The sequence below is a fragment of the Anaeromassilibacillus sp. SJQ-5 genome, assembly GCF_054108045.1.
The window spans coordinates 1,904,003-1,927,290 of the sequence record NZ_JBPJWQ010000001.1 but is presented as its reverse complement, the minus strand read 5'-3'; the positions used below and the strand labels follow the sequence as shown (position 1 = coordinate 1,927,290).

Sequence of the window (23,288 nt, the reverse complement as noted above, 5' to 3'; positions counted from 1 at the left end):
ACCTCCGGCTTCGCCGGAACCGATAGAATTCCAGTTTCTGCGAAAGGATGAGTGATCTCTATGGAGAGACAGGCGGTGAAGATCGTCCGGCCGGCCAGAAAGGGGAAAGCGCCGCTTCGCCGCCGGCTGGGCGGCCTGCTGTTCTCCCTGTTCCGTTTCTGCGTGCTGTTCGGCCTGATTTTTCTGATTGTGTATCCCTTCCTGTTCATGTTCGTCACGGCCTTCCGTGGCTCGGAGGATTTGAACGATCCCAGCGTGGTCTGGATCACCCGGCATTATACGCTCAACAATTTTCACAACTTTCTCCAGATGGTGGATTTTGGCGACATGATGGGCAACACGGTGGTCATCAGCCTGTCCAGCGCGGTGCTGCAGACCTTCGTGTGCGGCCTGGCGGGCTACGGCTTCGCCCGCTTCCGCTTCCGGGGCCGGAACCTGCTGTTCGGCCTGCTCCTGTTCACCATCATCGTGCCGCCTCAAACCTACATCTCGCAGCTGTTCGGCTTGTTCCGGTTTTTTAAGCCTCTCTTCCTGACGCCGCTGCTCGAGCTGTTTACCGGCTCGTCCTATGTCAACCTAATCAACACGCCGCTGCCCTTTATTCTGCCGGCGCTGTTCGGCATGGGGTTTCGATCGGGCCTGTTCATCTACATTTACCGGCAGTTCTTCCGGGGACTGCCCGGGGATCTGGAGGACGCGGCCCGGATCGACGGCAGCAACGCGTTTCGGACGTATTTCGGCATCATGCTGCCCAACGCCCGCCCCGCCATCGTCACGGTGTTCATGCTGTCCCTCGTGTGGAACTGGAACGATTCCTTCACCCAGACCTTCTTGAGCATGTCCCGCAACACGGTGGCGGTGTATCTGACCCAGATCCGCGGCATGCTCGGCACCATGACCGCCGAATATGAGGATCCCACCTATCTGTACATCCTGATTCAGGCGGGGGCGCTGCTGTGCATCTTTCCGCTGCTGCTGCTGTTCCTGTTCGGACAGCGTTTCTTCACCGAGAGCATCGAACGCACCGGTATTGTCGGTTAACCCGGGCTTCCGGGTTTTATTGAATATGGAGATTGGGAGGTAAAGACATGAAAAAAACGATAGCGCTTCTGTCGGCCGTGATGGCCCTGCTGTTGGCGGCGGGCTGCTCGAACGATGGAAAAACAACCCCCTCGTCGGTGCCGGAAACCAGCGAAACCGGCGGCACGGGCACTGCGGAAAGCAGCGCGTCCGTCACCGATCCCAGCGAGACGGGCACCGACGCCAGCACCACCGAGACCGGCGGCAGCCAGGCCGTCACGACCACCAGTAAAAACGGCGGCGGAAAGGCCACCGCCGCGACCACCAAGAGGAACACCCCCGTCACCACTCTGCCGGGTGGCGGCTGGTCCAGCACGGTGAAAAACTACACGCCGGAACAGCTGGACGCACCTTACGCCCTGCGCAAGAACATCAAGGGGGAAGTGCTGGCGTATACGCCCTTCACCGGCGAGGTGTTCGACAAGGCCAAGGCCATGTTCGAAAAGGCCTATCCGGGAGCCACGGTGAAATTCATCGTGACCAACAACGTGTCCCGCAACGAAAAGCTGCAGATGCTGGTCAATTCCAAGAGCTCTCCCGACTATGTGTATTCCACCTATCAGGACTATCCTCTGCGGGCCATCAAGGGGATGACCCAGCCCATCGACAAATACATTCAGGATCATCCCGGCCAAAGCGCCATTCTGATGAACAACTTCTGCGCCTATAAGGGCGAGCGGTATGCGGTCATCCAGGAGACGCCGCCCTCCGTGATGTTCTATAACACGGCGCTGTTCCAGCGGGCGGGCAAGAAGACCCCCACCGAGTATTACAAAGAGGGGAACTGGACGTGGGATACCTTCCGGTCCCTGGCCAAGCAGATGACCGACGCGCAGAACGGCATCTACGGCTTCGCCACCGATTTGGATTATTTCTTCCCGCTGTCCGTGGGTGAGGATGTCATCAAGTTCAAGAACGGCAAGGCCGAGCTCAACCTGGTCAACAACCAAAAATATATCGCCGCCCACAACTTTTTCACCGACATGATCAACAAGGACAAATCCGCCTATCCCACCCACTGGCAAGCCAATGAGCAGTTTACCAGCGGCAAATGCGCCATGGTGCTGCCCAACGGCGATTTTAAAACCATCTGCAAGAACGCGGGTATGAAGACCTATGCGCTCGTCCCCTTCCCCCGCCGGGACAAAAACAGTCCCTACTGCGGCATGGTGGGCGGCCTGAACGGCGGCTTCAGCATCGCCAAAGGCGCCAAGAACATCGAGGGCGGCATGGCCTTCGGCGAGATGATGATCAACGCCCAGCTGGAGCTGACCGGCAACATGGTCCATGGTCGGGAGGAATACCAGTTCAGCAAGGAGACCAATATGCAGTACGTGGTGCCCTGGTTCTACGGCTATGGGCTGGAGGGCCTGTACTTCCAGGACCTGTGCGGCTGGGCCCGTACCGGCACCAAGGATCTGAACACCCTGATCAATGAAAACGCCTCGCTGCTGTCCGCCAAGCTGAAGGAACTGCAATAATCAAAAAACCGGGAGAGAGGACGTGTCCCTTCTCCCGGTTTCCCTATTTATCCCGCGCCGCCGATGGTCAAGGCGTTTTTATACGACTGCGTTCGTCTTTCCTCCTCCAGGCTGCGCGCGAGTCCCTGCTCGGTGGTAGGGTCGTACCGTGCCTGCTTCAAGGCCTTTAGAATGTCCCGCGTCGGCAGTCCCGCCGGCCGGGCGCCGGGATACACGGCGCCGACGCTGCTCAGAAACGGCACCCGCCCGATCCCGGTCTTTTCGGCATAGCCGGGATCGGCGTTCAGCTGGTCGCGGGCGTCGGGGAACAGCACCAGTCCGCCGTCGTCCGTCTCCAGCCAGTGGCGGTTTTGCAGCCCCAGCATGGCGGTGCGGCTGCCTTCCTTCGAAAGCAAATACCTGGCCAGGCGGACGGTGTCCCCCAGATCGGCGTCCGCCGCGCACAGATAGGTGGCGTAGCAGCCGTAGGGGGAGGCGGCCATGGCATAGCCGCCTTCCCGGAACCGCGGCCAGACGGGGCGATAGGGCGTGTCCCCGTGCTCCCGGCTGTACCGTTCGAGCCGCGAAGCGCTGCCGATGTAAAACAGTGCCTCGCTCTGCAGAAGATGGTCGAGGGAAGCGTCGGGGATTTCCAGCGCGCCGGAGGTGCCCCCCGCGCGGCCCAGCCGCTCCAGAAAGCGCAGCAGCGCCTCCTCGCCGGCCGGATCCTCTGTGCCCGGTGTCAAGCCGAACCAATGCCGCAGCGTCTGGATGCCGCCTCCGTTCGTTCCGAAGACGACCGGCAGATAGTTGGTCTTGGTCTCATCCCGATTGCGGCCGTACCAGGAGTCGTACGCCTCCAGGGCGGCGAAGAATCCGTTTTCATCGGTCAGCCCGGGCCGGCCCAGGGTGTCGAACATATCCTCGCGGACATAGATGCCCTCCGCCGGCACCGCCGCCTCCCCGCCGAAGCCCCCGGGCAGATACAGCAGCGAGCCGTCCGCCTGCTGGTGAAAGGCCCGAATGTCCTCCGGAAGCTGCTCAAAGAGAGCGGGAATGGCGTCGATCCGACGGACAGACGAAATGTGCTCCATCTGGAGGCAGACGGGGTCCGCCGTGGCCAGGGTGATGAGCGCCGGCCGCTCCCCGGATTGCAGCCGCTTGAGCAGAGTCGGGGCGTAGTTTTCGTTGAGAGGCTCAAGCACAGGGGTCACGCCGGCCTTTTCCGAGATGGCCGCCAGCACCTCATAGCTTTCCCATTCCTTCGGGTAGGCGGCGCCCTCCAGGGCGAGAAGCCAGCGGATTTCCTTCTCAGGGGGCGCGGGGGCGGAGGAGACGGCCTCCCGCTTGGGGGAGCAGCCCGCCGCGAGCAGGGTCAGGCAAACGGCCGCCGCCAGGGCTTTATGGTTGTTCTTCATATTGTTTCCACCTTATGGCCGGGATGACGATACGACAGAGGGTGCCGCCCTGCGCGGGCGCGATGTGCACGCCGTAAGTCTTCCCGAAATAGAGCTGAATCCGGCTGTGTACGTTGGCCAGCCCGTATCCCCGGCTGGGATCGGTCAAAACCTCCTCAGCGGTCCGGGGATCGATGGGCGGGCCGGTGTTAAAGACGCGGATAACGATGCACGTTTCCCCGTTTTCCTCCTCAAAGGCGGCGCTGATACGGATCGCCCCCTTCACACCCGTTGTCTTTTCCACCCCATGCTCCAGCGCGTTTTCCACCACCGGCTGGAGGATCAGGTTGACGCTTTCGTAGTCGTAGATCCGCTCGTCCACATCGTAAAACACGTCGAAGGAATAGTCGTGGAGATCCTCCTGCAGCTGGAGATAGGCGCGGATGTTTTTGAACTCGTCCTTCATGCGGATCTTGGTGTTGCCCTTGTTCAGGCAGGTGCGGTAGAAATCGGACAGATTGGTGGCGAAGGCGCTGGTCTTTTCGTCCCCGTTCATAATGGCCCGCCAGTTGATGGTGTCCATGCAGTTGTAAAGAAAATGGGGGTTGATCTGCGCCTGTAGAATCTTCAGCTGCGCTTCTTGCTGCTTGAGCTCGCTTTTGTATTTGTCGATGATCAAGGTGTTGAGCCGGTTGACCATCTCGTTAAAAATATAGGCGAGATGGCCGATCTCGTCGCCGTTTTCCTTGACGTCCAGGTTGACCTCCAGCTTGCCGGTACCCACCCGAATCATTTCTTGGCTGATGCCGTTGAGCCGCCTGGAAAAGCTCAGGGAAATCAAAATGGAAAAGACCGATACCAGCAGGATGCAGACCAGGGCGATGCTCAGGCTGAACAGGATGATGTCCGAAAACCCCGCGAACAGGATATCCTTGGGGATGAGCAGGCAGACGTTCCAGTTCAAATCCGCCATATAGTACGGTTCATACAAGAAGGTGTGCCGCATCAGCTTGATTTCCCGGCTGTCGGAAAACCGCAGGGTGTGGGGAAAGATTTCCCCGTACGACTTGTTTAGACGGGCCTCGGTGTACAGGTTGACCCCGTCGCCGTCCTGCATGATAAAGGCGTATTCCTTCAGCCCCTCGATATGCAGCTCTCCGAACAGGCGGCGGGAGTCGAGCTGCAGCACGATGGTGCCAATCACGCCGCCGGAATAGGGGTTGACGATTTGACGGTACAGGCAGGTGGTCTCCTGGCTGCTGGTCAGGGCCACGAGGGAATCCGCCGTGTAGCACACCTTCCCGGCCTCCCGCTCCAGCGCGGTGTAGTCGCCCTCCAGGGCGCTGATAACGGTGTCTCTGCCGGGCAGCAGGATGCAGACGTTGGTGACCTCGCCCGCCACCTTTTGCAGCTGCCGCAGCAAATCCCCGCAGGTGCCCTCCAACTCCTTGCGGAACAGCGTGGAGCGGGGGGCCAGGGCCAACCGCTGCAGAAAAGCGTCCTGATAGGCCACCTCGTCGAGGCTGGTCTCCAGCAGCAGCTTTTTGGCCCGGATCTGCCCGGCCATGTTGCGGGTGGATTCGTACAGCCGCACGCTGACCTGATCGTACATGATGTCCGCCGATACCATGTAGCTCAAGGTGCTCAGGGCCACGATCGGGATGATGGAGACCGTCAGATACAGAATCAGCAGCTTCTGCCACAGCTTCCGTTCGGAAAACCAGGCCTTAAAGGCGCGGATCACAGCTTGCTTCCCCGGAACTGGGCGGGCGTCATGCCGCAGTGATTCTTGAAAATCTGACAGAAATACGACACGTTGGAGTAACCCACCATCTCGCAGATGCTTCCCACCTTCAGCTTGGTGGTGCGCAGCAGGCTTTTGGCCATGTCCACCCGGTAAGAGGTCAGGTATTTGATGAAATTCATGCCCGTGGTTTTTTTGAACAGATAGCTCAGGTAGCAGGTGGACAGATACACGTCGGAGGCCACGCTTTCCAAGCTGATGTTGTTCATGTATTCCCGGTGAATGATGTCCAGGGCCTGATCGATGGCAACGGTCTCCTCGTCCTGCTCGGAATACTGCTTGACCACCCGGATGCAGATGCTTTTCAGATCCTCGATGCTGGCGCTGTGCTCGATTTCGGTGATGTATTGCAGCAGGGTCGCGTTATAGTCGGGAAGGGTTTCGCTCAGTCCGGCCCGCACCAACTCGCTGCTGATGAATTTGGCCAGGGAGGTGGGCACGTATATTTGTTTTTGCAAATCGCTGAAAACGGCCTCGATTTCCTTTTCGGCGTGCTGCAGCTCCTTGCGGGTCACCAGCTTTCCGATTTCCGCCGCTTTTTCCAGATAGCGCCGCACGTCGATGTTGGCCTCCTCCGCCTTCTGACGGGTCATGTCCACTATGGTGCTGCGCGCCAGATAGAATTTGGAGGAGCTGAGGCTCTCCATCCGGTTGTACAGCTCGCTGAGCTGGGCGATCGTTTCGAAATGGCCGCCGTAAATCAGGATGTACCGGTTGTCCCCCCGTTCGGCCAGAATCTGCTCCAGACGGCGCAGGCAGTCCCGTGCCTCCTCCTCTGTGGGGGCGATGAAGGCGCACTGGTATTCGTTGAGGGGGATGTCGATGAACCGCGTTTCCTCATCGTCCTCGCCGCGCAGAGACAGGTGATGCAGGTTGAAGAAGGGCTCCACAAAATCCAGCAGCAGGACATCGCCGGCCTTCTCGTCGCCGCTTAGGCCGCTGCCGTCCGGATTGCACAGACCGGTCATCACATTGAAGTACATGCTGATGATCCGGGTGCGTTCTCCCTCTCGTAATACATGGATCATTGATTTGATACATGATAGAAATTTATCAACTTTTATAGGCTTGAGCAGGTATTTGGTGACCCCCAGATCCATGGCCTTGTGGGCGTAATCAAAGTTTTCGTAGGAGCTGAAGATGATGACCTTCAGGTCGGGCTGAATTTTTTTGGCCTCGACAATGAGCTCATGGCCTGTCATTTCCGGCATTTTGACATCGGTCAGCAGAATATGTACGGGCATGCGGCGCAGGATTTCCAGCGCTTCCGAGCCGGAAGCCGCCGGAATCGGGTGGAGATCCAGTCCATACTGCTGAATGAGATAGCAGACCCCATTGCGATCCAGTTCCTTGTCATCCACAATCAGGATACTGTAGCGTGCGCAGTTTCCGGCCATTGAGGCTCCTCCTTTAATTTTTAAACTCTTTCTTTAATTTTAACCAATTTTTCGGAATTTTCCTAGAGGCATTCTTTTGAACCTGTACCGGATTTTTTTGGTAATTGTCACTTTTTTACGCTGACGGATCGGCTGTTCCGGCGGGGGAGGGGCGAACGGGCGCCTGCATCCGGGGAACTGGGGGGATATATAGTAAGAATCTATAAAAATAAATCCGCTTTCAGAAAATAAATGCCGAAAAAATACAACATAAATCACAAAGATATTTGCTTGTTTCTGGAAACGCAATTCTTTATAGTGGAGATAACGGCAAACGGCGGACAGCCGGATGTCCGCGTTTACCCTCCCTGCGCGGAGGGGCCGGCCCGCAAAAAGCCCGTCAGGGACAATTCCATGGCGATAAAGAGGAAAAGGGGGATACATTTGAAGAAGGCACACACCTTAATCCACTGCGCGGCCCTATGCATGGCACTGCTGACGGCGGTGCAGGTTCTTCCCGGGAACGGGACACTAAACGCGCGGGCGCAGGACACGGTGACTGCGGACGCGCCGGGAGATGGAGACGCCATGCACGTGATGAATCTGGCCGGGGACGGCCAGCTGACCGACAATCTGCTGGGAGCCTGGGGCGGCTGGAGCAAGGGCTACACTCGGGAGACCATCGAGGCCCACGACGGCACCCAGAAATCCGTTTACAAAGCGGTGGCGCCCACCGCCGCCGACGAGGCGGGCCTTACGCAAACCCTGTCCGCGCCCGCCCAGGGCACCTATGTGCTCAGCGGCTGGAGCAAAGCGCAGAATGTTATCCGCGGCGTGGGCACCGAGTATTTTTCCTATTGCCTGGCGGTCTACGTCGGGTACACGGACGGCACGGCCCAGTGGTTCTACACCGGGTTTTCCCTGGGCACCCACGATTGGGAGTTCCGGGACACCTCCTTTACCCTGCAAAAGCCCGCCAAAAGCATGAACGTCTACGCGTTCCTGCGCAACCCGATCTACGGTACCGCCTGGTTTGACGACATCACCCTGCGCATGGGGCAGCCGGACGCCACCTCCACCTTCCAGAACCTGCCGGTGCAGGTGCTGCAGACCGCGCCGGAGCAGGACACGAAGAAAACCCTGAAAACCAAGGACGGCCTCGAGCTGGGTTTGGGCGACTCGGTGGTGACCTCCCTGAAGATCGACGGGACGGAGCTGGCCAACAACGCCTACTCCGGCTTCCTGGTGCGGGACGTGGCCGCGGCGGAGAACACCGGCGTGTACGCGTTCTCTCCCGCCTCCGGGTCCGCACCCGCCGCCTTTAAGGGCAGCCAGGCGTCCCTCGGCCTGTCCCTGAACGCCGATTATACCGCCGAGGACGATCACATTGCCGTGAGCGGCGTCATTAAGGACGCCACCGCGGCGGCGGACGGCCGGGCCGTCCAGCTGTCCTACGCCCTGCCGGTCACCGCGTCCGGCTGGAAATGGGGCGTCAGCATCCAAAAGCACCGCGATATTGCCGCCGGTGGCGTAGGAGATATTTATAAAGAGCTGGGCGAGGGCGAAATGTCGGTGGTGGACTGGGACAGCATGCCTCGGTCCATGTATCCCACCTCGGTGATATACAACGAGGATCTGGGCCTGGCCATCGCCGTGAGCATGGACTTCCCCGCCTATTACGAGCTGGAGTACAACGGTAGCACCGGACAGTATGTGCTGACCTATCACCTGGGTATCGTCCCCGAAGCGCCAGACGCAGCCCGGTTCTCTTTCATCATCTATAAGCTGGACGATCCCGCCTGGGGCTTCCGGGCGGCGATGGAGAAATACACGCGCATTTTCCCCGAGTATTACGAGGTGCGGGAGACCGATCAGGGCATGTGGGTGGCCTGGACCCAGACCAGCAACGTGCCTCAGCCCGAGGACTTCAACTTCAAGTTCAAGGAGGAAGGCGGCGAGTACTTCCGCATCGAGGGCTTCTATGAAATGGAGCACGGCATCAAGGGCTATCAGTATATCGAGCCGGGCGACTGGTGGCTGAAGAACATGCCCAGCTTCCCCGACGACGCCATGGTGCAGGCCGCGGTGAAGGAGCAGGCGGGCAAGGACGTCAGCGTTCAGGCCACCCGGCAGGCCATTGCCACCGCCATCTGCCAGGGGCTGAACCCTCTGGGGAAAACCAACTGGACGCCGGTGAACGTGCCTTGGGCCCCCAACGGCGCGCAGATTCATATCAACGCCAATCCCAAGCTGCCGGGCGCCTACAATTTCTATAACCTGTATCTCAGCAAGGAGCAGCAGGATCTGCTGTTCGATCCCCTTCAGTGCACCACCGTGCCTTTTGACGGCATTTATCTAGATGAGCTCAGCGGCTGGTGGAACGGCAACGCCAACTTTAACAAGGCCCATTACCAGTACACCACCGTGCCCCTGACCTACTCGCCCTATTACAAGAAGCCCATGCTGCACCGGGCGTCCAACACGTGGGAATTCGTCAAGCAGCTGAACACCGATCTGCACGCCAGGGGCAAGACCATCTTTGCCAACAAATGCCCCGATAAGACCAGCTTCTACACCCCGCTTATCGACGCCATGGGTACCGAAATGACCGCCCTGAACGGCAGCATCTACGCGCCTCAGAGCATCGAATCCATGAGTATGTGGAGAACCCTGTCCTACCAGAAGCCTTTCTGCATCCTGCTGAGCAACGACTATACCAAGTTCGATCACGATATGATGGAGAAATACTTCCAGCGCTGCCTCGCCTTCGGCATCTTCCCCAGCCCCCAGGCGAACTACAGCGACGACCTGCAGTATTGGACCAGCCGGGAGCTGTTCTACGAGCGGGATCGGGATATCTTCCAGACCTATATGCCGGTGCTCAAGACCGTGGCGGAGGCCGGCTGGGAGCCGGTGACCCGCGCCGTGTCCGATAACAGCCGCGTCCTGGTGGAGCGGTTCGGAGCCAACGCGGACGAGGGCGTCTATTTCACCCTGTTTAACGACACCGCCGAGTCCCAGGCCGTCAAGCTGGATGTCGCGCTGGATGCCTTCGGCCTGAAGGACGGCTGCGCCGTCCGGGAGCTGGTGTCCGGACAGCAGGTGACCCTGGCGGACGGCGTGTACAGCGTGTCGCTCGAGCCGAGCCAGACCGTCGTGCTGGCCATCAACAACCCCTCCAAACCGCCGGAGGAAAGCTCGCAGCCGCAGGAAGAAAGCCAGGCGCCTTCTTCCGCTGAAGACTCTTCCGCCAGCGGCGCCGTTTCCGACAGCGGCGGTGCCGACACCGGCGAAGGCCCCGTGGCCCTTCTCAGCGCCGCCGGCTTGGCCGTCCTGGCCGCCGGCACGGCCCTGACTGTTCGCAAAAAAGGAAATAAAGGCTGACGGCCTTTATGAATGGAAATCACAGCCTGGAGGCTGTCGCATCAACCGTGCTCATACATTTGGTAAGGAGGATGAACGATGAAACATCTGCGCAAAGGCGTATCCGTCGCATCGGTTCTGTGCCTGCTGCTGTCTCTGGCCGCCGTCTGGATGGCGCCGGGGGCCCTGGCGGCGCCCCGCTCCCGCAGCGCGGTGAAAGCCACGGTGGAAAACGGGACACAGTACAAGCTAAGCGGCTACCGGGACGCTCTCGATGACCTGACCAGGACGGTGGGAGATACAGGCGCGGCGATTCCCGCCTCGCTGAATTCCCAGTGGCAGGGGCAGGTGAAAAAGAAGGGCGCCGCCGACTGGACGGCGGTCAACAAAGCCAAGTACGATCCTTCTCAATATGTTTACGCCTGGATTGACGGGTATGAATGGGGCGGTGTATACCCTGGCGTTTCCATGTACGCTCCGGCGGATAAGGGAAAGGATTTGACTGTGCTGTGCCCCATGAAAACCGATAACGGCGTCTTCGACGACTGTGCGGCTTGGGCTTTCACCGCTCCCACCGCCGGCATCTACGAGTTTGCTCATTCCCCCGACGAGGACTCCGCCGCTTATGCCGAAACGCAATTCTTTATGGTACGCGGCGGCAGCCATAAGGTGGGTGTGCGCATTACCATCGACGGCGCGGCCATCTGGCCCAAGGCGGATGACGCCTCCCTCACCCTCAACGACGGCTGGGCTGAGGTGACCAACGCCAAGCCGGTGGCCATTCCGGCCCTATCCGATTTGGAAATGAGCGCCGGTCAGGTGCTGCGGGTGGAATGCCGCGCCCTGACAGCCGAGCCTGTGACGGGGGGCCAGCCTTGGCTCTTTAACACGGCCGTCAGCGCCAATATGACCTACGTAAAGCCCATCCCGCCGGACGATGCGGCGCCGGAATTCCCGGCCGACGCGGCGGTTTCCAACAACGCCGACGCCGCGACCGATACCACCCTCACCCTGTCCTGGCCCCAGGCCACCGACAATAAGACGGCCCAGAACAACCTGACCTATAAGGTGTTCTACGCCGCCAGCGCCATCGAAAGCCTGGACGGCCTGACCGGCGTCGCGGCTCCCGGCAAAACCTCCCTGACCCTGTCCGGCCTGGAAGGCTCTACCGATTATTATGTGGCAGTGGCCGCCTACGACGCGGCGGGCAATTACGTCCTGCTGGCCGGCGGCCCCTTCCGCACCCAGGATCCGCCCCCCAAGAACCTGGCGGAATACGAGGTGTACGACTATTTCGACGCTATCCAGGCCAAACTTGACGCCTTGCCCTCCGCCCAGCCGCAGAACGAGGACATCGCGGCGCTGGAGAGCGCTTCCCCCTGGCGGGTGCAGCTGCAGAAGGACGGTGTTTGGAGCTACGTGACCAAGGCCACCCGTGCGGACGACTACCTGTATATCAAAACCCCGGATATCGACTGGGGCGGCAATTTCCCCGGCGCGAGCTTCTACGCCCCGAAAAAGGAAAAGAACATCGATCGCTACTACCTGTCCCAGCTGATGCCGGTCAATCCGGTGGACGCAGTCAACCCCGATTTCAAGGTCAACGCGGCTATGGTGTTCACCGCCCCTAAGGCTGGTATCTACACCTTCCGCCGCGGCAGCGACGATAAGTCCCAGTCTTATGAAATGACGCAGTATTTCCGCAGCTGCGACGGCGGCGGCGGGGATCAGGAAATGGGCGTGCGCATTACCGTGGGCGGCGCCACCATCTGGCCCAAGGCGGAGGACGCCGAGGAAGGCGGCTTCACCATTAAGGAGGGCTGGGCGGTCATTCCCGGCTATGACGCCACCGATACGAGCAAATGGGTTCCCGTTCCCACTCTCTCCGGTCTGGAGATGAAGGCGGGCGAAGTCCTGCGGGTGGAATCCAAGGTCTTCACCCAGGGCGAAATGCCCTGGTTCCAAAAGATCACGGCCTGCGTGGCTATGGATCTCAACGCCGAGCTGGGCCCGGATACCCAGGCGCCGGTCTTCTCCTCCGGCGTTCTGGAAAAGGCCTCCGCCTCCGGCACCAGCCTGACCCTAAAATGGCCGGCGGCCGCTGATGACCAGACGGCTGCCAACGGCATCAAGTATACCGTTTTTGTAGGGAAGGAAGCCATCACCGCCGACAGCCTGCCCACGGAGGGCGGCGTCACCGTGACCGGCGAAACCACCGCCATCCTGGGCGATTTGACCGCGGCGACGGATTATTACGCCGCTGTGGTGGCCGAGGACGCGGCGGGGAACAAGAGCGTTCTCAGCGGCGGCCCCTTCGCCACCCTGGGCGAAACGGAGGAGCCCGATCCGGACGATCCCGACGATCCGGTCATCGCCGATCCCACCGCGCCCCTGACGCCCAATATGGACGCGAACAGCGCGGGCATCATCAGCAGCGCCACCGGCCGGGTGCAAATCGGCTGGAACGCCGCCCCCGGCATCAGCCACTACCGCGCCTACCTGTTCGCCAAAACCGACGCTGGCTATACGCTGGATCAAAAGAGCGATTCCCTGCCCTATTCGGCGGCGGAATACACCTTCGAAAACCTGGAAAGCAAAAACTATGAAATCCAGGTTGTCGGCTACAACATGCAGGGAGACGCCGTGTCGGTGTACCCGGTTATCGCGCTGAATATGAGCGGGATCGGCGGCGGAGAAGACAGCTCCGACGGCGGCGTCCATACCGGCCCTGGCGGATCCACTCCCGTCACCGGCGAGCGGGTGGCCGTCACGGTCTTCCTGCTGGCCGCCGCCTCCGGCGCCGTGGTTCTGGCCAGATTCCGGAAGCCGAAGCACACCGCCAGCTAATCTCAGCATACAGAAAAGAGAGGGGCGAAGCACCATATGCGGTGCTTCGCCCCTCAGCTTGTCGAAAAACTATTTGCCAAATAGCAAAATGTACAAATGGGGAATCCTGATGCGGCGCGTTACGCCGCACCGGGGAACCCCCGGCGAGGGTTCCCGCCGTAAAACTGTCCCCTGCACGACGCATGCGTCGTACTAGGACGGTTTACACCCCTCCTGCGCTCTTTTGGGGAAGACATTTCGGCCTCTGAGGAGGACGGCGGGGGCTTCGCCCCTCGCCCCCACCGCCTTTTGAAAAAGGCAGGCGAAAACTTTTGTGGCTTTTTGTTGTCCGGCCTTACAGCCCGAATTCCCCTTCGTAGCTGATGAGGCTCGCATCCATCACGCCGTCCACGGACAGCATCTTGTCGAGCACGGCCATCTCGTCCTCCTTGAGGGACACCTCCAGCGTGATTTCCGCGCCGGCTCTCGTCATGGTGCGTGATTTCAGCCGATGCTTGGGCAGCAGCTTGAGCGCCTTGCCCACGTTGGCGGATTTCTCCGGGTCGTACCGCACCACGAGCAGATAGGGCGCCTTGCTCTTACCGTGGATTTTGGACACCACGAAGTAGAGCAGCCCCACGCCGAAGCAGGCGCAGCCCCCGATGATGTACTGCCCGGCGCCGGCCATGATGCCGCAGGTAATGGACCAGAACATAAACACCGTGTCCACCGGATCCTTGATGGCCGTGCGGAAGCGGACGATGGACAGGGCGCCCACCATGCCGAGGGACAGGGCCAGATTGGAGGAGATGGTGCGGATGACCAGCGCCGTGACCATGGCCAGCAGCACCAGGGAGAAGGCGTACCCCTTGGAGAACAGCACGCCCCGGAACGTCTGCTTATACACCAGCAGGATGAACAGGCCCATGAGGAAAGCCACGCCCAGTGACCAGAGCATATCCGCGATGGAAATCCCCTGGGCGAATTGATCAAGCACGCTCTTTTTGATAACGTCAAACATGGTGAATACCCTCCATTATTGAAACTGTCTGCACAGTTCGTATTTTGAAATGGCGCTGCGCACGGCGTTGACCGGTCGCAGCAGCTGCCGCACCGCAAAGGGGAGCTGCTCGTCGAACTTGACCTCCAGGATCACCCGGTCACCGGGCAGGACGGGCACGGTGAACAAGTCCCGGCTGAACAAATCGGTGCCATAGTTGCCGGTATGTAAATCGAGATCGAACGTGATGCGCACATCCTCGAACAAATACGCCTCCCGGTCGTAGTCCACAAGGACCGTCGGCCTGAGCAGGCGGGTCCGGCTTTTCAGGTAGAAGCTTTTCAGCAACGGGTCCCCGGTGTCGTATAAAAACCAGAGATCGCCGGCCAGCAGGCGATCGGTCTGCTCCCGCGTGAGGGGCGCGGCCTGCTTCTTGGTCATCTGGTTGTGCTTCTGCTTTGATTCCAGCCGGATGAAGCTGTCATCCATGTCGTAGAAGCGGATCCGGAACTTCTCCCGGGTCTCCACCCCCTCCACCTTGTCCAGCAGTCCGCTTTGCTTGTAATCGTCGAAATACAGGCTGCGGATTTTGTAGCGGCCGTCGCTTTGCACGGCATGGCTGTCTGTCTCCAGCATGGCGGCCAGCCGCCCGCGCAGGAATTGGTATCCCGCCCGGCTGATGAAATATTTGTTCTCGTGCCGAAATCCATCCATAACGGCGCCTCCTCACTGTCCGGCAAAGCAGTCATCCAGCTGCTGCGCCGTATATTGAAATTTCGCGGCCACCCGCGCGTCCAGGAACTCCTGCTTGAGGGTCGCCGGCCGCTTTTCTACGAACGAGCGGATCCCGGCTACCATCGCGTTCCAATCGCGGCTGATTTCCCACCGGGCATAATTGCGGGCGATTTCCGGCTTGAGCTTCCCGCTCAGTTCGTCGATGCGGGCCAGCACCTTGTCGGTGCGGAAGGTGTTCTGCATGTTGAACTTCAGCCGTTCCAAGAACAGCTGCCGAAACTCCCCGCTGGTCAGCAGCCCGTTGATAAGGGCGGTGCTGAAATTCTGCCCGGTGCCGGTGCCTGCCGGATCGATGAGAAACCATACCCAGTTTTCGCCGGCCGCGTAGGTGATGTCGGTGTCGTAGAGGATCCACCGCCACTTGTTGTCCGTTTCGCTGGAGCGGTACCAGCGGATGTTCCCTGAATCCTTGTTGCCGCAATACATCTCGGTGATGAGATAATCCGCAAAGCTGGTCACGTCCATCCGGTCGCAGACATACCGGTACGCCTCTGCGTTCAGCGGGCTGTGCGCCTTGATGTAGCTGAGCAGCGCCTGATAATCCTCGCTGCCCGCGCCCACCCGGCCGTTGGCCACCAGCAGGTTGACGCTGTCTTCCGACACGTTGGCGTTAGCCGCGATAAACCCTTCGTTGATTTTTTCCCGGATGTAGTGGATGCCCCAGTAGGCCCCGTTGATGTACAACACCACCGGCCGGTATGCCTGGTTGGCGAGAATATCCGTGTCGTCCGCCAGACTGGTGGTCAGGACATCCTTCATGATGGCTTTGGCCCAGTCCTGCCCGCCGGAGCGGAGCAGCAGATTATCGAACACCCGATTGTCCCGGCTGGCAAACACCGGATACACCAGCTGGCTCGCGCCGTAGCTGTCCCGGAACTTCAGCGTCAGGGACTTTTTCTGATAGGTGCGGGACATGCCGCCGAAAATCCGTACCCCACACCCTACGGAAAAGCCCGCTTCCTCCTTGTCCTGGGGGAACAGCTCCACATGGGCCGCCCGCTCCCAGGCGTAACCGTGCTGCATGAAGTTGGCCCCTTCGTTGGGGTAATCGGCCTGCCCCTTGCCCACAGCGTAGATGCCCTTTTCATAACCGAACAGCCCGTCCGGCGGCGATGTGAGGCTGACCACGTCCATCTGATGGTTTTCGTTGACGATATAGCTGGCCGTGAGGATGTCGCTGGGCACCGCCCCTGGCTTGACCGCTATCGCACGCACGGCCGTGGTAGCGGTCACGGCGAAAGGGCCGGTGTACCGGGCCGACGCCGTGGTGGGGGCCGAACCGTCCAGGGTATAGTATACCGCCCCCTCCCCGCTCAGGGCAACCTCCACTTTCTGCACGCCGTTGTAAATCCCGGGCTTGGTGGCCGCCACCGGGGTGGCTGTCCGGTCCCGCTCGCCTCCGCCGCCGTTGGCCGCACCCAGGGTCGGTTTGGTGAACAGCCAGAACCCCGCGCCTCCCGTCTCCCGGCGCCCCTTGCTGCAGTCGATGGGGATGCCCGACAGGCTGACGCCGTCCGCCATGTTTCCGTCCTTGTACAGCGCCACCGCGCCGTCCCCACCGTTTAGCTTGAAATTTGCCTGGATGTACCGCGTGCCGCCGTCCACCGTCTCCCCGGTGCAGTAAATCACCAGATATCCGCCTGCGGGCACCGTCTTGTCGGGCAGGGCGAACCGCCCGGGAGTGTCGGTGTCGTTGCTCAGGGTGTATCCCTTTAGGGAAATCGGCTTGTCGGTGGGATTGTACAGCTCCACCCAGTCGTAGGGCCGGCCGCCGATGCACACGATGGTGTTGTTGCGGGTCATCACCTCGTTGATGCGCAGCCCCGTGCGGGAGGCGTCCTGCGCTTTCCAGAACGCCTCCATCCCCTCCGCCGTGTTGGGGTACCCGGGGGATACCGCCGCTGTGCGGCTCCACTGGCCGTCCCCGCCGCGCACCAGGGCGATGTCGTTGTCCAGTCCGTTGATTTCCACGCTGTCGAGGATCCGTCCGTCCGGCGCGGCCAGCACCACCGTGTCCGCCGCCTTGTCCAGCTTGAATGGGGCGTGCAGCTCCCGCGCGTCGCTGGAATGCCCCTTGCCGGAGGCGAATACCAGAAGCGTTTCTCCCGGCTTCAGCTCCCGTTTGGGAAACTGCCATTTCAGCGGCTGCTCCTTGTCGTTGCTCAGGCCGTAGCGCTCCAGCTGGATGGTTTCCTTCGAGTCGTTACGGATCTCGATAACGTCGGCAAACTGCCCATCGGCATCGGCCAGGGTCACCGTGTTGGCCGCCAGGATTTCGCTGAGCACCAGAGCACTCTGGCTGACCTGGCGGGACGCCATATAGGCGGCGTAGCCCTCGTCGGTGTTGGGGTATCCCGGCGTGTAGCGCGCCGCGGCGGAGAAAATCCCCTCTCCCCGGACGGCGGACACGTTGGTCTCCAGCGCTATGGTGGTGGTCGCGTCCACCGTCTTGCCGGCGGGATCCTTGAGCAGCAGCTCCTCGCCGCCGGCCGCCTTCAGCCGGAAGGCCGCGCGCCCCTCCTCCCGGCCCAGCCCGTCGCAGTAGATCACGGCGCACTCCCCGGGCTGAAGCTGCCTGTCGGGCAGCATGCCAGTCTTTTTCGCGCTCTCCAGGGCGTACCCCTTCAGGGATAGGGCCGTGTCCCCGGCGTTTGTCACCTCCACCCAGTCGCTGAAGGTTCCCGCGCTGTCGGGTACAGCGTTGTTGCTGCTCATATATTCGGAAATCTGCAGGGGTGACGCGGCGGCGGGCGTTCCGCCGGTCTGCACCGCGCAGTTCCCGGCCGCGACGGCCAGCGCCCCCAGCAGGATAAAACCGGCGGCGGAAAACGCGATCAGCCTCAGCGGTCCGCTGGAACGTTTGGTTTTTTCAAAATCCTCTGGCTGCATGGCCATCCGTCCTTTCTGCGCGGGGAGCCCCGCCTGAAAACCAGTCCTTTATCTGTAGATGCCGGTCGTTCACAAAAAGTTTACCGAAGGACTCAACAAAATAAGAGACGCGTGTTGAGAATTCGACAAGAATTCAAGAATCTGTGGCTGGTATTTTGAGCGGGAATTCTTTATACTGGAAAACATGCACGGGAACCAGCGGGTTCGACAAATCCCGCCAAAAACCTCAGTGCCTCCAGTATACCATACTCCCTCAGGCCAATTCCATAGGCCGCCTGCAAAAAATCGGAAAAATTCCTCCAAATTGCGGGTATACTAGACCGACGGCAAATTGCCTTGAATTTTTCTGGATAAAACTGGACTTCCGTGCACAAATGCAGTAAAATAGTAAAGATATTGAATTTCGGCACAGATGAAACGGAAAAGGAGCGAGGTCCCATGGCGGCGGAACTGGTGGAACGGATTCGGCAGGCGGAACGCGAGGCCGAGAATATCGAGCGGCAGGGCGACGAACAAGCGTCCGCCCGGCTGCGGCAGGCCGGAGAGGAAGCGGCCGCCGATCGGCGCCGAATTCTCGATGAGGCGCAGAGCCGGCGGGACGAGGGCCTGCGCAGCGCCCGGGCGGAGGGCGAGGCCATCCGACGCGCCGCGGAGGAAGAGGCCGCGTCCGCTTGCCGAGAGCTGACCGAGCGTGCCATGGCCCGCCGGGACGCGGTGATCCGTCTGGCGGCCGAAAGGCTGCTCGCGGACGATGCCTAAGCCGTCAGGGATTGGCGGATAGGCTTTGTATCCCTAACGATACGCCGGAGGTGACACGCTATGGCGAAACTGCAGATGAAACGCATCCGCCTGCTGGCTCTGCGCAAGGACAGGAAGCCTCTGATGGAAAAGCTGCAGAGGCTCGGGGCCGTGGAAATTGAGGCGGAGGAACAGCCGCCGGACGGCTTTGACCGGCTGGATATGGACGCGCAGGCCCAGGGCTTTGAGCGCTCCGCGCAGACCGCCCGGCAGGCGCTGGACTATTTAAAGGAAAGGCTCCCTGAAAAGCAGGGCCTTCTGGCCGCCCTGTCCGGCCGGCGGGAGGTCTCGGAGGAAGAACTGGACGCCGCCGCGGGTAAAAGCGCCGCCGTGATGAAGGATTGTCAGCGAGTGCTGACGATCCAGCGGCAGCTGGCGGAGGAAGCGGCGGAACGGGTGCGGCTGCGCGCCGCGGCCGCTCAGCTGGAGGCTTGGGAGGGGCTGGACGTGTCCTTCCGGTTCTCCGGCACCCGTTCCACAGCCGCCTTTATTGGCACCCTGCCGGGGCTGTTCACGCTGGAAAGCCTGGCCGCCGCGCTGGCGGAAAGCAACGAGAGGCTGCTGTTCGACGGGGAGGTGCTCTCCGCCGCGCAGGAGCAGACCTGTGTGTTCCTGTTGTGCCCCAAGCGGCAGGCCGCCGCCATGGAGCAGGCGCTGCGCGCCCTGGGTTTCGCCCGCCCCGCCGGCGCGTCCTCTCAGCTTCCCGCCGAGGAAAAGCGGCGGCTGGAGGACAAGCTGACTGGCCTGCGTACGCGGGAGACGGAAATGGCCCGGGAACTGGAAGCCCTGGCCGAAAAGCGGCGGGATATGGAACTGGTCGCCGACTATTTTACCGCCCGGGCGGATAAATACCGGGCCATCGGGGCGCTTGGCCACAGCCGTCACGCTTTCCTGCTGACCGGCTGGATCCCGGCGGTGGATATTCCGCTGGTGCAGCGGCAGCTGGAAGCTCTATGCCCTTGTGTGCTGGAGACAGAGGACGGAGATCCCGGGGAGGCCCCGGTCAAGCTGTATAACAACGCTTTCGCCGCCCCGGCCGAATCCATAACCGAAATGTACGCCATGCCTCTGCCCAGCGATATCGACCCCACGCCGGTGGTCAGCTTCTTTTATTACCTGTTTTTCGGCATGATGCTGTCCGACGCCGGTTACGGTCTGCTGCTGGTTCTGGGCGCGGCCTTCCTGCTGCGCAAATGCCGCCCCGAGGAGGCCATGGCCCGCAATCTGCGGCTGTTCCGCAACTGCGGGGTGTCCACCATTCTCTGGGGTCTGGTGTTCGGCAGCTTCTTCGGCAACGCGCCGGAAACCATCGCCAAAACCTTTTTCCACATCGATTGGACCATGCCCAAGCTCATCGATCCGATTCCCGACGCGGTGATGCTGCTGGTTCTGGGCGTCGGCCTGGGCTTTGTGCAGATTCTGACCGGTATGGGCGTGAAGTTCTATATGCAGTGGCGTGCCGGCGACCGCCTGGGCGCCGTGTTCGACACCGGCTTCTGGATGACCGCCCTCGTCGGCTTCGCCCTGCTTGCGGGGGGAATGGCCCTTCCCGCGGCGGCGGTGCTCGTGAAAGTGGGTGGCGGTCTGGCCGCCGTCTCCCTGCTCGGCCTGGTCCTCACCCAGGGCCGCAAAAAGAAAGGCCCCATGAAGGTGCTCTCCGGCGTGGCCAGTCTCTACGATGTGACCAGCTACGTCAGCGACCTGATGTCTTATTCGCGGCTGATGGCCCTTGGTCTGACCACCGGGGTCATGGGGATGGTGTTCAACCTGCTGGGCTCCATGTTCGGCGGGGGGATCGCCGGGCTCATCCCCTTCGCGGTCATCTTCCTGGTGGGGCATACCCTCAACCTGGGTATCAACGCGCTGGGCGCGTATGTCCATACCCTGCGGCTCCAGTATGTGGAGCTGTTCTCCAAATTTTATGAAGGCGGCGGCCGGGCGTTCCAGCCCTTTGCCTACCGCAGTCAATATGTCCGTCTGCACAAAGAGGCCTGACGGCCTGAATCAGGAAAGGAATGGTTGAAACTATGGGTAACGGCATCATCTGGGCGCTGCTGGGCGCGGCTATCGCGACGGGGGTCGCGGGCATCGGTTCCATCAAGGGCGTGGGTATGGCGGCGGAAACCGCCATGGGCGCCATGTCGGAGGATTCCTCCAAGTTCGGTAAAATGCTGGTGCTGGTGCTGCTGCCCGGCACCCAGGGTCTGTACGGCTTCATTGTGACCGTCATGATGCTGATGAACATCGGCGTTCTCGGCGGCAGCGCCGACATGTCCCTGACCAAGGGGCTGCTGTATCTGACGGCTTCCCTGCCCATCGCCGTAGGGGGCCTCCTGTCCGGCATAGCGCAGGGGCGGGCCGCCGTGTCCGGTATCTCCCTGATGGCCAAAAAGCCCAATGATTTTTCGAAGGCCCTGGTTTCCACCACCCTGGTGGAAATCTACGCCCTGCTGGCCTTCCTGGTGTCCCTGCTGTCCGTCATCAACATTGCGGGGATGACCAATATCTGATGGAGAGTGGGGGAGCGGCCATGACGGGCTGTGACAAAATCGTCGAGGAAATTCTGGAAGAGGCGCGCCAGGCTGTTCGCACCAAGCTGGACACCGCGGAGCAAAAGGCGGCGGCTGTCGCCGCGGAGGGACGGCGCAACGCACAGGAACAGGCGGCCACCATTCTTGCCGAGGGCTTGGAGCAGGAGGAGGGCATCCGCCGCGCCGCCCGCTCGGCGGCCGCGCTCCGGGTGCGCAACGCCAAGCTCGCGCATCGCCGGCGGGAGCTGGACGCCGCCATGACAGCCACCATCGCATATCTGAACGCCCTGCCGGACGAGGCGTATTTCGACCGGCTGCTCCCGGTGCTGGGCCGCAGTGTCCAGCCGGGCGCCGGGATCCTGCGGCTGAACGCCCGGGATTTGGCCCGTCTGCCCGCCGATTTTGACAGCCGGCTGCGCGCTCTGCTGAAGGAGGCAGGGGTAGAGGGGACGATCACTGTCTCCGGCGTCCCCTGCGCTATTGACGGCGGCTTCCTGCTGCAATACGGGGACGTGGAAATCAACGCCGCCTTCTCCGCCCTCGCGGAGGAAAAACGGGAGGCGCTCGAGGATCTCATCAACCGGGAGCTGTTTGCCGACGGGGAAGACGAGGACTAGTTTTTAGAAAGGCGGCGGACATTTATGGCGGCATCCTATGCGTTTGCCGTGGGCAGCGTGCGCGCCAGGGAAGGGAGCCTGCTCACCCGGCAGGATATGGAGGGGCTGATGCTCGCAGGCAGCGACCGCGAGCTGGCTTCCCTGCTGCGGGATAAGGGCTACGGCGATCCGGCGGGACGCGGCGAGACGGAGGAGCTCCTGCGGGAGGAAACGGTCCGCCTGTGGGACTATATCTGGTCGGTCGCGCCTGACAAGAGCCTGTTCGACGCGTTTTTGCTGCGCAACGATATTCATAACGCCAAGGTGGCCCTGAAAAGCACCCTGTCCGGCCGGGACGCGCAGCATCTGCTGCTGGCCCCCTGCACCCTGCCGCCGAAGGCGCTTTACACGGCGGCGGAGGAACGGCGGTTCGCCGCCTTGCCCGCCTGGCTGGCGGGGGCGATGGAGAGGGCGTACGACGTTCTCGCCCACGCCTCCGACGCCCAGCTGGCCGACGCCGTGCTGGATAGGGCGGCCCTGTCCGCCATGCTGGACGCAGCCGGGAGAACGGGGGATCCCCTGGTGGAGGACATCGTGGTTCTCCAGGTGTTTTACGCCGATGTGAAGATCGCCCTGCGGGCCGCCCGGACGGATCGGCGCAGCCTCTTTCTAGAAGAGGCCCTGTGCCCCTGCGGCGGCATGAAGCCTGAGGAATGGATCCGCGCCCTGCGGGGCGGGGAGGAGGAGTTCCTCGCGCTTCTAGAGAGGCAGAACGCCCATGGCAGCCGGGGGGCGGCGGAGGCTTACCGCCAGTCGCCCGCGGCCTTTGAAAAATGGGTGGACGATCGCCTGATGGAAACCGCCCGGCGGGCCAAGAGCGTGACCCTGGGCGCCGCGCCCCTGGTGGGGTATCTGCTGGCCAAGGAGACGGAAATCCGGGCGGTACACATGCTGGCGTCCGGTATCCGTACCGGCCAAAGCGCGGACACCATGCGGGAAAGGGGGCGGCTGCTGTATGCTTAGAGTGGCGGTTTTGGGTGACACCGAAAGCATCCAGGGCTTCGCCGCCATCGGGCTGGATATTTTTCCCTGCGACGATCCCGGCTTGGCCCCCGGCCTGTTCCATCGCCTGTGCGGAGGGGAATACGGTGTGGTGTATATCACCGAGGAGCTGGCCGCCCTGCTGGAGAAGGAAATGAAAAAGCAGGAGGAGGCCATGGTACCGGCCGTCATCCCCATCCCGGGGGTGAAGGGGAACACCGGCCTGGGTATCCGGCGACTGAGCCAGTCGGTGGAAAAGGCGGTCGGCGCGGATATCATTTTCCAATAAGTGGTGGAGGCAGGGCTGCGAACCTGCGGGAAAGGTTGGATGA

At 61.4% G+C, this 23,288-nt stretch carries 16 protein-coding genes; 10 read left to right on the top strand and 6 right to left on the bottom strand.

What is annotated here, in order from left to right; all coding sequences use genetic code 11:
• The first annotated feature begins 60 nt into the window (after positions 1–60).
• Positions 61–1,041 carry a carbohydrate ABC transporter permease gene (locus tag ACSAMM_RS08285; protein ID WP_457790997.1) on the top strand — a complete coding sequence of 327 codons (981 nt, stop codon included), beginning with the start codon at positions 61–63 and terminating at the stop codon, positions 1,039–1,041.
• A gap of 47 nt (positions 1,042–1,088) precedes the next feature.
• Entirely contained in the window at positions 1,089–2,561 is a 1,473-nt protein-coding gene (locus ACSAMM_RS08280; RefSeq protein WP_457790995.1) for an extracellular solute-binding protein, read from the top strand.
• 47 nt (positions 2,562–2,608) lie between these two features.
• On the opposite strand, the gene ACSAMM_RS08275 is transcribed toward ACSAMM_RS08280, so the two are convergent.
• From ACSAMM_RS08275 to ACSAMM_RS08265, 3 genes are read right to left on the bottom strand one after another with little or no spacing between them, the layout of a single operon-like run.
• Positions 2,609–3,958 carry a hypothetical protein gene (locus tag ACSAMM_RS08275; RefSeq protein WP_457790994.1) on the bottom strand — a complete coding sequence of 450 codons (1,350 nt, stop codon included), beginning with the start codon at positions 3,956–3,958 and terminating at the stop codon, positions 2,609–2,611.
• Positions 3,942–5,681 (bottom strand): sensor histidine kinase, encoded by a 1,740-nt coding sequence (locus ACSAMM_RS08270; protein WP_457790992.1) that lies wholly within the window; start codon positions 5,679–5,681, stop codon positions 3,942–3,944. The genes ACSAMM_RS08275 and ACSAMM_RS08270 overlap by 17 nt, the downstream gene beginning before the upstream one ends.
• Positions 5,678–7,138, bottom strand: coding sequence for a response regulator transcription factor (locus ACSAMM_RS08265; protein WP_457790990.1), 1,461 nt, complete (start codon positions 7,136–7,138; stop codon positions 5,678–5,680). Before ACSAMM_RS08265 ends, ACSAMM_RS08270 begins: the two co-directional genes overlap by 4 nt.
• Before the next feature lie 423 nt (positions 7,139–7,561).
• Between ACSAMM_RS08265 and ACSAMM_RS08260 the strand changes: the two genes are divergently transcribed.
• Both ACSAMM_RS08260 and ACSAMM_RS08255 read left to right on the top strand, forming a co-directional pair.
• The gene (locus tag ACSAMM_RS08260; RefSeq protein WP_457790988.1) at positions 7,562–10,501 is read left to right on the top strand and encodes a hypothetical protein; all 2,940 of its coding nucleotides are present in this window, start codon (positions 7,562–7,564) and stop codon (positions 10,499–10,501) included.
• A gap of 78 nt (positions 10,502–10,579) precedes the next feature.
• A complete protein-coding gene (locus ACSAMM_RS08255; RefSeq protein ID WP_457790986.1) occupies positions 10,580–13,327 on the top strand; it encodes a fibronectin type III domain-containing protein in 2,748 nt (915 codons plus the stop codon).
• Positions 13,328–13,661: 334 nt separating this feature from the next.
• Here the strand turns inward: ACSAMM_RS08255 and ACSAMM_RS08250 are convergent, their stop codons facing one another.
• The 3 genes from ACSAMM_RS08250 to ACSAMM_RS08240 are packed head-to-tail and all read right to left on the bottom strand — an operon-like array spanning position 13,662 to position 17,990.
• Entirely contained in the window at positions 13,662–14,327 is a 666-nt protein-coding gene (locus ACSAMM_RS08250) for a DUF4956 domain-containing protein (protein ID WP_178722065.1), read from the bottom strand.
• A 15-nt stretch (positions 14,328–14,342) separates the two neighbouring features.
• Positions 14,343–15,020: a polyphosphate polymerase domain-containing protein gene (locus ACSAMM_RS08245; RefSeq protein WP_457790984.1), complete on the bottom strand. Its 678-nt coding sequence runs from the start codon at positions 15,018–15,020 to the stop codon at positions 14,343–14,345.
• A gap of 12 nt (positions 15,021–15,032) precedes the next feature.
• Positions 15,033–17,990: a CotH kinase family protein gene (locus ACSAMM_RS08240; protein WP_457790982.1), complete on the bottom strand. Its 2,958-nt coding sequence runs from the start codon at positions 17,988–17,990 to the stop codon at positions 15,033–15,035.
• A 438-nt stretch (positions 17,991–18,428) separates the two neighbouring features.
• On the opposite strand from ACSAMM_RS08240, the gene ACSAMM_RS08235 reads away from it, so the two are divergent.
• From ACSAMM_RS08235 to ACSAMM_RS08210, 6 genes are read left to right on the top strand one after another with little or no spacing between them, the layout of a single operon-like run.
• Entirely contained in the window at positions 18,429–18,749 is a 321-nt protein-coding gene (locus ACSAMM_RS08235) for a hypothetical protein (protein ID WP_457790980.1), read from the top strand.
• Between the two features lie 60 nt (positions 18,750–18,809).
• Entirely contained in the window at positions 18,810–20,783 is a 1,974-nt protein-coding gene (locus ACSAMM_RS08230; protein ID WP_457790978.1) for a V-type ATP synthase subunit I, read from the top strand.
• Between the two features lie 32 nt (positions 20,784–20,815).
• Positions 20,816–21,298 (top strand): V-type ATP synthase subunit K, encoded by a 483-nt coding sequence (locus ACSAMM_RS08225; RefSeq protein ID WP_178722056.1) that lies wholly within the window; start codon positions 20,816–20,818, stop codon positions 21,296–21,298.
• A complete protein-coding gene (locus tag ACSAMM_RS08220; RefSeq protein WP_457790976.1) occupies positions 21,298–21,936 on the top strand; it encodes a V-type ATP synthase subunit E in 639 nt (212 codons plus the stop codon). Before ACSAMM_RS08225 ends, ACSAMM_RS08220 begins: the two co-directional genes overlap by 1 nt.
• Before the next feature lie 24 nt (positions 21,937–21,960).
• Positions 21,961–22,938, top strand: a complete 978-nt coding sequence (locus ACSAMM_RS08215) for a V0D/AC39 family V-type ATPase subunit (RefSeq protein ID WP_457790974.1) — start codon at positions 21,961–21,963, stop codon at positions 22,936–22,938.
• Entirely contained in the window at positions 22,931–23,245 is a 315-nt protein-coding gene (locus ACSAMM_RS08210) for a V-type ATP synthase subunit F (protein WP_178722050.1), read from the top strand. Before ACSAMM_RS08215 ends, ACSAMM_RS08210 begins: the two co-directional genes overlap by 8 nt.
• Positions 23,246–23,288 lie beyond the last annotated feature (43 nt).